The organism is Bradyrhizobium sp. B124, assembly GCF_038967635.1.
In the GTDB taxonomy this organism is placed as follows: Bacteria; Pseudomonadota; Alphaproteobacteria; order Rhizobiales; family Xanthobacteraceae; genus Bradyrhizobium.
Map to the genome: position 1 here is coordinate 8483421 of NZ_CP152413.1, position 12162 is coordinate 8495582.

Below are 12162 nucleotides of genomic sequence, written 5' to 3' on the forward strand. Positions count from 1 at the left end.
GCTGGGGCAATGCGGGAGTGGGGCTGCGCGCGAATCCGTCTGCGAGGCTGGTTGATGGTCGCGATCATCCTTTCAACCGCTCTGCTCGCCGGGCCGGTTGTCGCACAAAACGGCGGCGTCGGCGGCGAGGGTAATTATCAGTCGACAGGACAACATGGCGGCGCCGGCGGCACTCCCGGTGTGAGCGGTGGTGTCGGCGGCGACGGCGGCGCTCCGAATCGCTCGTGCCAATGCACCGGTGGTGGTGGTGGCGGCGGCGCTGAAGGCGCCGCCGGAGGTGCCGGCGGCCCCGGCGGGATTAACGCCTCTCCCGGCGGCGGTGCCGGTGGCGTGGCCGGACAGGATGGCGTTGCTGGAACGATCGGTTCAGTTACCGCGAGTGGTGGTGGCGGTGGCGGCGGCGGTCTCAGCGGAACGTCCAGCGCGACGCTGAACAACACCGGGATATTGATGGGCGGCAATGGCGGCAGGGGCGGCGACGGTGGCGTCAACGCCTCGAACCCTTCAGCCCAAGTCGCTGGCGGCGGCGGTGGTGGTGGTGCGGGCGGCAGTGCATTCACCATCACCGGCGCAGGAATCCACTCAAACAGCGGCAGCATCACAGGCGGCAATGGCGGTGCGGGCGGCGCCGGTGATGTCGGTGGCGGCGGCGGTGACGGCGGCACCGGCATCGTCGTCAGTGCGCCAGGCGCAACGATCAGGAATTCCGGCTCGATCTCGGGTGGCGCGGGCGGTGGTGGCGGCGCGCAGGTGTCCGATATCGACGCGAATCAAGGCGAGCCGTCCACCGGCGGCACGCGGGGGAAGCCCGGTGCAGCAGGCACGGGCGGTTCCGGAATCGTCGGTAGCGGCTTGACCATCATCAACAGCGGGACGATCACCGGCGGCGGCGGCCCGGGTGCGCAGGGCAACGCGATCGGCTTCACCGGCGGAACCAATACGCTGACGTCGATCGGTGGAATGCTCAGTGGCAATCTTGCGATTGCAAATGGCGTCGGTGCCAGCCTGACGTTCCTGCAAACCAGCGCGGCCGGCGCGTCGGGCGATGTCACCATCTCCGGCATCACGGGCCTCAATGGCTTGGCCACCGACGCCTCGGTTGCCGTCAAGCTGGATGGTGGGCGCTCGCTGATCGTCACCGGCGCCAGCACCTACACCGGCGGCACCTCGGTGAGCGACGGATCGACGCTCGTCATCCGCAACAGCAATGCACTCGGCAGCGGCACGCTGAAGATGGGCGAGACGCTTGCCGGTCTCACCAGGCTGGTGCTGGACGGCAACGGCGTCAACATCGCCAACACCATCGTCATCAACAGCGATCCCATCATCACCGTCGCCGCCGGTACCACAAACGCGATGTCGGGGCCTATCAGCGGTGCCGGCGATATCGTGCTCAACGGGGGCGGCAGGCTGGTGCTGTCCGGAGCGAATACATATACCGGCGGCACCACGATCTGCGGCACTGCGTGCGGCGTTGCCGGCGGCAGCAGCGTGCTGCTAGTCGGCGTCGACACCGTGGGTACGCCGGGCGCGATCGTCTCGTCGGCGATCGGGACCGGCCTACTGACCTTCGACGGCGGGACGCTGCAGGCCGGCGGCAATTACACGATCGCGAACAACGCACAGGTCAACGCTACCGGCGGCAGCATCGACGGCAACGGATCCACCTTCACTTACTCGGGCAACATTGGCGGCGCCGGTGGACTGTCAGTGCTGGGCGCTTCGGCCTTCGTCGGCCGCGTGGTGTTGACAGGCTCCAACACCTATGCCGGCGGCACCACGATCTGCAATTGCGCAACGCTGCAACTCGGCGACGCCAGCCACACCGCCTCGATCGTCGGCGAAGTCACTGTCAACGGCAGGTTCGAGATCGTCAACGCCAACACGGCGGGCATCACCAAGATCGTCAACGACGGCTTCAACGGGTTCGCCAGCACGACGTTCCACAATTCCACCACGGCGTCGACGGCCGTGATCGTCAACCGGAATTTCGGCGCCACGGTGTTTGGCGACAGCAGCACCGCGGGCAATTCCACCATTACCAATGGTGACAACACCAATGGTAACAACGTCGGCTCGACGTATTTCCTCGGATTTTCGTCGGCGGCGTCGGCGAAGATGACGACGTCCGCCACCGGCTATATCAGTTTCTTCCAGAGCAGCACCGCGGCGAACGCGACCATCGACAACAGCGGCTTGACCTATTTCGGCCCGATCGGCGACGCGACCGAGGCGCCGACCGCAGGCAACGCGACGATCACCAACCGGTCCGGCGGCGCGCTGGTCTTTGCCGCGTATGCGACGGCCGGAAACGCCGTGATCACGACCGAGAGCGGCGCGAGCGTCAAGTTCGTCGACAACGCGACCGGCGGTGCCGCGCAGTTCATCACCCAGGGAACCGGCTATGTCGACTTCGGCGGCAGCCTTGGGCCGAACGGTGATGGTCGCATCACGGCAGGTTCGATCGCGGGCTCGGGCACCTACTACATCGGTAGCGGCAATACGCTCGCGGTCGGTGGCAACAATCTCTCGACAGTCGTCAGCGGCGTGATCGCGGATTCCAATCCCTGCGGTTGCGGCCCGGCCGGGCCTGGCAATCTGGAAAAGACCGGCAGCGGCACGCTGAATCTCTCGGGTGTCAACACCTATACCGGAGCTACCGTTGTCAATGGCGGCGTCCTGCAAGTCGATGGTTCGATCGTGTCGTCGAGTTCAGTCACGGTGAATTCAGGCGGCGCGCTCTCCGGTATCGGCACCGTCGGCAATACGACGATTGCGAGCGGTGGCATTTTGCTGCCAGGCAATGCGACACCGGGCACATTCCTCAACGTGGCGGGCAATCTCGCTTTCCAGTCTGGCGCGCTGTATCTGGTCGGGCTCAATGCGACCGCCGCCACATCAGCCAAGGTGACCGGCACCGCGGCGCTTGCCGGATCGGTGGGTGTAAGCATCGCTGCCGGCAGCACGATCGCCAGGCAATACACCATCCTGTCGGCGGCCGGCGGTCGCAACGGCGTGTTCGCCGGTGTCGCTTCAACCGGGCTGCCGTCGGGTCTGGTTGCAACGCTCGGCTACGACGCAAACAATGCCTATCTCAATTTCGCGCTCGATTACGCCGTGAAATCGAAGCTCAACGTCAACCAGATCAATGTTGCCGCGACGCTGCAGAACTTCTTTAATGCCAATGGCGGCATCAACGTGGCTTATGCGGGACTCTCGCCGAACGGCCTGACCCAGGCCTCGGGCGAGAGCGCGACCGGCTCGCAGCAGGCGACGTTCAACGCGATGAACCAGTTCCTCGGTCTGCTGACCGATCCGTTCGTCGCCGGGCGCGATGGCGGTTTTGGTGGCGGCGCGAGCGCTACGCCGTTTGCCGAGGAGAGCGCGTCGCTGGCGTATGCGGCGCGCACGACCGAGCCACGCGATGCGCTGGCCGCGATTTACTCCAAGGCACCGCCGCCGCAGCAGCCCGACTTCGAGCAGCGCTGGAGCATCTGGACAGCGGGCTATGGCGGTTCGCAGACCACCAGCGGCAATGCGGTGCTGGGCTCGAACAACACCAGCAGCAGCGTCTACGGCACCGCAGTCGGCGCCGACTACCGTTTCTCGCCGAACACCATTGCAGGCTTTGCGCTCGCCGGCGGCGCCACCAGCTTCAGCACCAACGGTCTCGGCTGGGGCCGCTCCGACCTGTTCCAGGCCGGCGCGTTCGTTCGCCACACCGTCGGCGCGGCGTATCTGAGCGCCGGGCTCGCCTATGGTTGGCAGGACATCACCACCGACCGCATCGTCACCGCGGCGGGCGTCGACCATCTGCGGGCGAACTTCAACGCCAATGCGTGGTCGGGCCGGCTCGAAGGCGGCTATCGCGCCGCCACGCCCTGGATCGGGCTGACACCTTACGCGGCGGCGCAATTCACCAGCTTCGAGCTGCCAGGCTATGCGGAAAGCGTGGTTTCCGGTGGCGGTGCCTTCGCGCTGAACTATGCGGCGAAGAGCGTCACCGACACGCGCAGCGAGCTCGGCCTGCGCTCGGACAAATCCTTCGCGGTCGATGGCGGCATCGTGACGTTGCGCGGCCGCGTCGCCTGGGCGCACGACTTCAACCCGAACCGCAGCGCCGCGGCCGTGTTCCAGGCGCTGCCGGGGGCGGCCTTCGTGGTCAACGGTGCGGCGCAGGCCAGCGAGTCCGCGCTGGCCACCGCCTCGGCGGAGATCAAGTGGCGCAACGGCTGGTCGGCGGCTGCGACTTTCGAGGGTGAATTCTCCAACGTCACCCAGTCCTACGCCGGCAAGGGCGTTATGCGCTATACGTGGTGACCCTCCGTGCTATAGCCTCCCGCAGCGAACGCCTGTCGCGGACTTGATCCGCGATAGTGTATTTCGCGGGGCGAAATACGCATCAAAATGAGTGGGACAAAACCCACGCGGGAGGAAACATGCGCGCAGCGATCTTCAGAAACGGCGAGATTGTCGTCGACCAGATGCCGGAGCCGAAGCCGGGGGCCGGCCAGGTGCTGGTCAAATCGCTCGCCTGCGGCATCTGCGGTTCCGATCTGCATGCACGCAAGCACGCCCACCGCATGGTGGAGCTGAGCAAGTTCCTGCCGGGCCGTACGCCGATGGACCTGTCGCGCGACGTCGTGTTCGGCCACGAGTTCTGCTGCGAGATCCTCGATTACGGCCCGGGCACCACGCGCAAGCTGAAGCCCGGCACGCGCGTCTGCTCGCTGCCGGCGCTGCTGACGCCGGAGGGGCCCAAGGGCATCGGCTATTCCAACGATTATCTCGGCGCCTATGCCGAGCAGATGCTGCTCAGCGAGCCGCTGCTGCTCGAAGTGCCGAACGGGCTTGCCGCCGAGCACGCCGCGCTCACCGAGCCGCTTGCGGTCGGCGTCCATGCGGTGGCGATGGCCAACATCAAAGGCGGCGAGGTGCCGCTGGTGATCGGCTGCGGGCCGGTCGGCCTTGCGGTGATCGCGGCGCTGAAGATCAAGGGACTCGGCCCGATCGTTGCCGCAGACTATTCGCCGGCGCGGCGCGCGCTCGCCGAGAAGATGGGCGCCGATGTCGTGGTCGATCCCGCCAGGACGCAGCCCTATGCGAGCTGGGCCGAGCACGCCCAGATGACCGAAGCGGAGAAGGCAGCGCGGCCGCCGATGCAGGCACTGTTGCCGCCGCTGAAGCCGGCGCTGATCTTCGAATGCGTCGGTGTGCCCGGCGTGTTGCAGCAGGTGTTCGAGGGCGCCCCGCGCAGCGCCCGCGTCGTGGTGGTCGGGGTCTGCATGGAGACCGACAAGTCCGAGCCGATGCTCGGCATCATCAAGGAGCTCAACGTCCAGTACGTGCTCGGCTACACGCCGGAGGAGTTCGCCTATTCGCTGCGCCTGATCGCGGAAGGCCAGGTCGATGCGGCATCGCTGGTCACCGGCCGCGTCGGCATCGACGGCGTCGCGCAGGCCTTTGCCGATCTCGCCAATCCCGAGGCGCACACCAAGATCCTGGTCGAGCCGTGGCGTTGAGCACGGTTTTGTAGGGTGGGTTGGCCGAAGGCGTAACCCACCATCTTTTTCAAGACACGAAGTCGGTGGGTTACGCTGCGCTAACCCACCCCACAGATCGGCCGCGCGGTTTGCATTTCGTGACACCGAATCTATAGTTCGCTGTCGTCTGGAAGCATCTACCTCATGCGCGTTTCAATCATCACGGGAGGCGGCTCCGGCATCGGCGCCGCCGTTGCACGCCGGCTTGCCGGCCCTGATCAGGGGCTGATGCTGCATGGCCAGGGCGCCGAAGCCAGCGGGCTCGCGCGCCTGAATTCGGTTGCGGAGGAATGCCGTAGCAAGGGCGCGAAGGTTGCGGTCTCTACCGGCGATCTCGCCGGGATCGGTGCGGGTACGTCGCTGGTCGCGGCTGCGCGCGCCGCGTTCGGGCCGATCGACAGCATCGTGCATGCCGCGGGCTTTGCCGACCGCCGCGAATTCGCCAGCCTGCCGCGCGAGGCGCTGGAGCGTGCCTTTGCCGTAATGGCGGCTGCATTTCATGAAATCGCGGCGGCTGGGCTGCCAGATCTCGCGCGCAGCGCGCAAGGCCGCGTCGTCGCGGTATCGAGCTTCGGGCCGCATCGTTTTGTGCCCGGCGCAACCTATCCGGGATCGGCCGCCGCCAAGGCTGCGCTCGAAGTGCTGGTGAAGTCGCTCGCAATCGAGCTCGCAGCATCGGGCGCCACCTCAAATGCCGTGATGCCCGGCTACACGCGCAAGGATCCCGGCCTGTTCGGCGCGCTGGATTCCTCGACCTGGGAGCGGGTGGCGAAAGCCAATCCGATGCAGCGGCTGGCCGAGCCCGACGAGGTTGCCGCGGTCGTGGCTTTCCTGCTGTCGCCGGAAGCGGGCCACATCACCGGCGCCACGCTGCCGGTCGATGGTGGCCTGACCTTGATGTGACGGCATGAGCGAGGGTGCGATAGCGCAGCAGGCTGACGTCGTCGTGCTTGGCGCAGGCATGGTCGGCGTCTCGGCCGGCCTTGCCGCACGGCAGCGCGGTCTCTCCGTCGTCATCGTCGACCGCCGCGAGCCCGGCAGCGAGACCTCCTACGGCAATGCCGGCATCATCTCTTCCGGCTCGATCCTGCCGCTCAACACGCCACAGCTTTTGAAGAACCTGCCGAAATATCTCACCAACACGCATCCGGCGCTGCGCTGGAATCTTCCGTGGGCGCTCGCCAATGCCGGCTGGGTGATCCGCTTCCTCGCCGCGGCGACACCGTCGCAGACCAGGCCGCGCGCCGCCGCGTTGCACGGCCTGATCGGGACATCGCTGGCGCTGCATCGCGACTGGATCGTGCAGGCGGGCGCCGGCCATCGCATCAGAGAGACCGGCTGGCTCAAGGCCTGGCGCGGCGACGGGCTTGCATCCGCCAAAGCCGAGCAGGCGGCACTCGCCGAATTCGGCATCAAAAGCGAGGTGCTCGATCGCCAGGCGATCTCCGCGCTCGAGCCGAACATCATCCCCGCCTACAGCACGGGCCTGCTGCACACCCAGACGGCATCGGTCGATTCACCGGGCGCGGTGGTCAAGGCCTATGCGCAGATGCTCGCCGCCGGCGGCGGCACCGTGCGGCGATCCGAGATCCGACGGATCGAACAACAAGACGACGGCTGGCGCGTGCAGCTGGCCGACGGCGCGATCGCCGCGCGCCACGTCGTGGTCGCGCTCGGGCCGTGGTCGGCCGAATTGTTGCGGCCGCTCGGCTATCGCGTGCCGCTGGCGTTCGAGCGCGGCTATCACCAACATTTCGTGCCGAACCCGGCACGCAAATTGCTGCGGCCGATCCATGATGCGGAGGGGGCATTTCTGATGACGCCGATGGAGCAGGGCGTTCGCGTCACCAGCGGCGTCGAGCTGACCGCGCGCGATGCGCCGTCGAACTATGCGCAGCTCGAGGCGGTGGTGCCGATGGCGCGCAGCGTGGTCGAATTCGGCGAAGCGGTCGGCGAGCGCTGGCGCGGCGCGCGGCCGACGCTGCCGGACAGCCTGCCGATGATCGGCGAAACGCCGCGGCATCACGGTCTCTGGCTCGCCTTCGGCAACCAGCATATCGGCTTCACCACCGGTCCGGGAACGGGCGCCGCGGTCGCGGCAATGATCGCAGGCGCCGCGCCGCCATTCGACGTGAAGGCCTTTTCGCCGGGCCGGTATATCGCGTGACTCGCGCGAGGCCGCCTGCGATGCTGGGAACGCAAGGCGAGCGCAAGACGCGCGGCAACCGAGGGGCAGGATGAACTACGTCTGGGATTTCGGGATCCTCGCCAAGTACAGCCATCTGTTCTGGCTCGGGCTCGGCTGGACCATGGCCTACACAATCGGCACCATCATTCTGGGGACTCTGATCGGCCTGATCGTCGGCATGCTGCGGCTGCGGCGCATTCCGGTGATCGACTGGCTCCTGATCGCCTATATCGAGCTGTTCCGCTGCACGCCGCTGCTGGTGCAGATCATCTGGTTCTACTACGCGTTTCCGGTCGTGATCGGCGTCAACATCCCGGCGCATGTCGCAGCGGTCAGTGTGCTGTCGCTCTATGGCGGCGCGTTCTATGCCGAGATCGTACGCGGCTCGATCGAGAGCGTGCCGGTCGGGCAGTGGGACGCGGCGAAGGCGCTCGGCTTCCGCGGCTGGCGCCTGATGCGGCTCGTGATCCTGCCGCAGGCGCTGAAGCCGATGATGGCGCCCTATGTCAACCAGTCGGTGACGCAGCTGAAGAACACCTCGCTGGTCTCGATCATCGCGGTGCCCGATCTCGTCTACAACGCCACCCTGATCAACGCCGACACCTATCGGCCGCTCGAGGTCTACACCATCGTGGCGCTGATCTATTTCGCGATCCTGTTTCCCTCGACGCTGGTGGCAAGGCGGCTGGAGCGCGGGCTGACCTACGACAAGGTGTGATCGTTCTTCTCCCTCTCCCCGTTCTTACGGGGAGAGGGTCGGGATGAGGGGTTGCTTCCACGAGTCTGGATCGCGGTGAGACCTGTACCCCCCACCCGGATCGCATCTGGCGATGCGACATAGCCGAAGCTCCGCTTCGGCGTTCTTGAGAGACGGCCGCCAAAGGCGGTCTTCGCCTCTCCCCGCAAGCGGGGCGAGGTGAAGACGAGCGCGCGGCTAGATACTCAGCTCCACCGGCACGTCCTCCGGCTTGACGCCGGCGAGGCCGAGGCCCTTGACGAACCATTCGCGCATCTGGCCGATGCCGCGGTTATAGTCGACCCACACGGACAGGAAATCGCGCCAGCGCTTGTCTTGCTCGCGCCGCACCGCCATGCCGCTCGCGATCGTCACCGAGGGCGAGGCCAGGATCTTGTAGGTGCCGAGGTTCGGGTTCTTGGCGATCGCGGTCAGCCCGAGCACCAGCGCGTTGACCACGCAATCGACGCGGCCCGACGACATTTCCAGCATCACCTCGTCGCGCGACTTCAGTGACTTGATGGTGGCGTTCGGCGCAAAGCGCCGCGCCACCGCCTCATTGGCCGATCCGACGTCAACCGCGATCTTGACCTCGGGCTTGTTGATGTCGGCCCAGGTCTTGGCCTCCAGGCCCTTCTTCAGCATCGCGCCGAACGGATGCGGAAACACCAGGTTGGTGAAATCCACCACCAGCGCCCGCTGCGGGGTCGGGTTGAGCGCAAAGCCGAGGTCGATCTTGTTGGCCTGCAGATCAAGAATCGAATTGCCGTAGGTCGACTCGACATACTCGAGCTTGACGTCGAGCAGCTTGGCGAGGTCGTTCGCCATCTCGATCGAGAAACCGGACCAGGTGCCGGTGGCGAGATCCTTGTTGAAATAGGGCAGCTCGCCCGGCAGCACCGCGATCCGCAACACCTTGTTGGCCCTGATGCGATCCAGGGTGTTGTCGGCTTGGGTCTGCGCCGAGGCCGGGGTTGCCATGGCGGCCGCCAGCGCCGCGCCGCTGCCGATCCCGAGCGCATAGCGCAGCGCGTCGCGGCGATCTTCGGAAATTGTGATGTCGTCGGATTGAGTCAAGCGGGCCTCCCTGCACCAGATCGGAGGAAGCCTAGCGTCGGTATCCGGTGCCAGCAAGTGCGCGCGCCTGCGCCATTGGTAGGCGAGGGGTGGCTATTTCTTCACCTCGCCCCGCGTGCGGGGAGAGGCGAAGGCCGCCTTTTGCGGCCGTCTCTCAAGAACGCCGAAGCGGAGCTTCGGCTATGTCGCATCGCAGATGCAATCCGGGTGAGGGGGAGTCTCCGCGGGCTCGTCTGTCGTCGTACTTGCGGAGGCAGCCCCTCACCCCAACCCTCTCCCCGTAAGAACGAGGCGAGGGAGCGCAGTCTCGCCCGGTCCGATCAATACGTTCCCGGCACGTACATCTCCGGCGGGATCGGGCCGCGGTGGTAGTCGGGGTTGCGGACCCGCGGCGGCAGCACCACCGGTTGGTGCGTGACCTGCTGATACGGGATCTGGGTCAACAGGTGCGAGATGCAGTTCAGCCGGGCGCGCTTCTTGTCGACGGCATCGACGATCCACCACGGCGAGTCCTGCAGGTGCGTGCGCTCCAGCATCGTTTCCTTGGCCTTGGTGTAGAGCTCCCAGCGGGTCCGCGCCTCGACATCCATCGGGCTCAGCTTCCACTGCTTCAGCGGATCGTGAATCCGCATCGAGAAGCGGAACGCCTGTTCCTCGTCGGTGATCGAGAACCAGTATTTCAGCAGGATGATGCCGGAGCGGATCAGCATGCGCTCGAATTCCGGCACCGACCTGAAGAACTCCTCATACTGGTCGTCGTTGCAGAACCCCATCACCTTCTCGACGCCGGCGCGGTTGTACCAGCTGCGGTCGAACAGCACGATCTCGCCGCCGGCCGGCAGATGCGAGACGTAGCGCTGGAAATACCATTGCGTGCGTTCGCGCTCGTTCGGCGCCGGCAGCGCCGCGACACGGCAGATGCGCGGGTTGAGCCGCTGGGTGATGCGCTTGATGACACCGCCCTTGCCGGCGGAATCGCGGCCCTCGAACAGCACGACGACCTTCTTCTTCTCGTGCTGCACCCAGTCCTGCAACTTGACCAGCTCGCCCTGCAACCGCAGCAATTCGCGGAAGTAGACCTTGCGATCGATCGACGGGCTTCCGGCGGCCCCGTCGTGGTCGAACTCGTCGAGCCTCACGTCGTCGAGCTCCAGCTCGAGTTCCTCGTCGAGGCTGTCGGCCATCTCCTGGTGGATGCGGGCGCGCAAGGCTTCGTCGCGCAAGGCTTCATCTCGGGTGGCTTCGTCGGTGAGGTCGGAGGCGGTCATGAAGGTCCGTCTTTCAGTATGTTAGATGGATCGACGGAAGCATTGACGGGCGATGTTACCCCTCTATGACATTGGCATGACCTCTGTTTCACGCAGCGGGCGGGACTGTGCTAACAAGCGATGACAAGATCAAAAAAGGAGACGCCGATGATTTTGCTCACGCCAAAAGACGTCCTGCCCGAGGACGGCACCGCCGGCACGCTGGTCGGACGGGTCTGGCTGCCGCAGGCGGGCGGACCCGCCGTGGTCGCGGTGCGGGGTGACGGCGTGTTCGACGTCACCGCGCGCTTCCCCACCGTGAGCGCGCTGTGCGAGGAAGCCGATCCTGCGGCCGCGTTGCATGCCACGCGCGGCGAGCGCATCGGCGATTTTGACGCCATCCTCGCCAACACGCCGCCCGATGGTCGCGACGCGACAAGACCGCATCTGCTCGCGCCGGTCGACCTGCAGGTGCTGAAGGCCGCCGGCGTCACCTTCGCGATCTCGATGCTGGAGCGCGTGATCGAGGAGCGGGCGCGCGGCAACCCGTCGTCGGCGGAGGCTATCCGCAAGGAGGTGGTGCGCCTGGTCGGCGACGATCTCTCCAAGCTGAAGCCGGGCTCCGAGCAGGCGATGCGGTTGAAGCAGGTGCTGATCGACCAGAACGCCTGGAGCCAGTATCTCGAGGTCGGCATCGGTCCCGACGCCGAAGTGTTCACCAAGGCGCCGACGCTGTCCTCGGTCGGGTCAGGCATGGATGCCGGCCTGCATCCGAAATCGACCTGGAACAATCCGGAGCCGGAGGTCGTGCTTGTCGTCTCCGGCGCCGGCAAGATCGTCGGCGCTGCGCTCGGTAACGACGTCAACCTGCGCGATTTCGAGGGCCGCTCGGCGCTCCTGCTGTCGAAGGCCAAGGACAACAACGCCTCCTGCGCGATCGGCCCGCTGCTGCGGCTGTTCGACGCGACCTTCTCGCTCGACGACGTCAGGAAGATGGATGTCGGCCTCACCGTGAAGGGCGCCGACGGCTTCGTGCTCGAGGGCCATTCTTCGATCTCCAAAATCAGCCGCGACCCGACCGATCTGGTTGCCCAGACCATCGGGCCCGTGCATCAATATCCCGACGGCTTTGCGCTGTTCCTCGGCACGATGTTCGCACCGGTCAAGGACCGCGACGCCAAGGGCGAAGGCTTCACCCACAAGCGCGACGACATCGTCACCATCGAAGCGCCCCAGCTCGGCAAGCTCGTCAACCGCATGCGGGGCAGCGACGAATGCGAGCCCTGGACCTTCGGCGTTGGCGCGCTGATGAAGAATCTCGCGCAGCGCAAGGTGCTGTGAGGATGAGCGCTACGCGTAGGGTGGACGGGT

Annotated in this window: 8 protein-coding genes; 6 read left to right on the plus strand and 2 right to left on the minus strand. The window is 66.2% G+C overall.

Going from position 1 to position 12162, the window contains the following annotated elements; all coding sequences use genetic code 11:
- Positions 1–54: 54 nt before the first annotated feature.
- The 5 genes from AAFG13_RS39715 (at position 55) to AAFG13_RS39735 (ending at position 8449) form a co-directional block, all read left to right on the plus strand.
- Entirely contained in the window at positions 55–4320 is a 4266-nt protein-coding gene (locus tag AAFG13_RS39715) for an autotransporter domain-containing protein (RefSeq protein WP_342710375.1), read from the plus strand.
- A gap of 119 nt (positions 4321–4439) precedes the next feature.
- The gene (locus AAFG13_RS39720; RefSeq protein WP_342710376.1) at positions 4440–5522 is read left to right on the plus strand and encodes a zinc-binding dehydrogenase; all 1083 of its coding nucleotides are present in this window, start codon (positions 4440–4442) and stop codon (positions 5520–5522) included.
- Positions 5523–5687: 165 nt separating this feature from the next.
- Entirely contained in the window at positions 5688–6446 is a 759-nt protein-coding gene (locus tag AAFG13_RS39725; protein WP_342710377.1) for an SDR family oxidoreductase, read from the plus strand.
- A 4-nt stretch (positions 6447–6450) separates the two neighbouring features.
- Positions 6451–7710, plus strand: coding sequence for an FAD-dependent oxidoreductase (locus tag AAFG13_RS39730; protein ID WP_212311272.1), 1260 nt, complete (start codon positions 6451–6453; stop codon positions 7708–7710).
- Positions 7711–7780: 70 nt separating this feature from the next.
- Complete coding sequence (locus AAFG13_RS39735) at positions 7781–8449, plus strand: amino acid ABC transporter permease (protein WP_097670409.1); 669 nt, start codon at positions 7781–7783, stop codon at positions 8447–8449.
- A gap of 216 nt (positions 8450–8665) precedes the next feature.
- On the opposite strand, the gene AAFG13_RS39740 is transcribed toward AAFG13_RS39735, so the two are convergent.
- Positions 8666–9544, minus strand: coding sequence for a transporter substrate-binding domain-containing protein (locus AAFG13_RS39740; RefSeq protein WP_212311271.1), 879 nt, complete (start codon positions 9542–9544; stop codon positions 8666–8668).
- Positions 9545–9864: 320 nt separating this feature from the next.
- Entirely contained in the window at positions 9865–10812 is a 948-nt protein-coding gene (gene ppk2 / locus AAFG13_RS39745) for a polyphosphate kinase 2 (RefSeq protein ID WP_212311270.1), read from the minus strand.
- Between the two features lie 147 nt (positions 10813–10959).
- Here ppk2 and AAFG13_RS39750 point away from each other — a divergent pair, with 147 nt between their 5' ends.
- A complete protein-coding gene (locus tag AAFG13_RS39750; protein WP_342710378.1) occupies positions 10960–12132 on the plus strand; it encodes a fumarylacetoacetate hydrolase family protein in 1173 nt (390 codons plus the stop codon).
- Positions 12133–12162 lie beyond the last annotated feature (30 nt).

What these genes read in the sequence shown, in the direction of transcription:
- AAFG13_RS39715 (WP_342710375.1), top strand. Translation starts at nt 55, where the DNA reads ATGGTCGCGATCATCCTTTCAACCGCTCTGCTCGCCGGGCCGGTTGTC.
- AAFG13_RS39720 (WP_342710376.1), top strand. Translation starts at nt 4,440, where the DNA reads ATGCGCGCAGCGATCTTCAGAAACGGCGAGATTGTCGTCGACCAGATG.
- AAFG13_RS39725 (WP_342710377.1), top strand. Translation starts at nt 5,688, where the DNA reads ATGCGCGTTTCAATCATCACGGGAGGCGGCTCCGGCATCGGCGCCGCC.
- AAFG13_RS39730 (WP_212311272.1), top strand. Translation starts at nt 6,451, where the DNA reads ATGAGCGAGGGTGCGATAGCGCAGCAGGCTGACGTCGTCGTGCTTGGC.
- AAFG13_RS39735 (WP_097670409.1), top strand. Translation starts at nt 7,781, where the DNA reads ATGAACTACGTCTGGGATTTCGGGATCCTCGCCAAGTACAGCCATCTG.
- ppk2 (WP_212311270.1), bottom strand. Translation starts at nt 10,812, where the DNA reads ATGACCGCCTCCGACCTCACCGACGAAGCCACCCGAGATGAAGCCTTG.
- AAFG13_RS39750 (WP_342710378.1), top strand. Translation starts at nt 10,960, where the DNA reads ATGATTTTGCTCACGCCAAAAGACGTCCTGCCCGAGGACGGCACCGCC.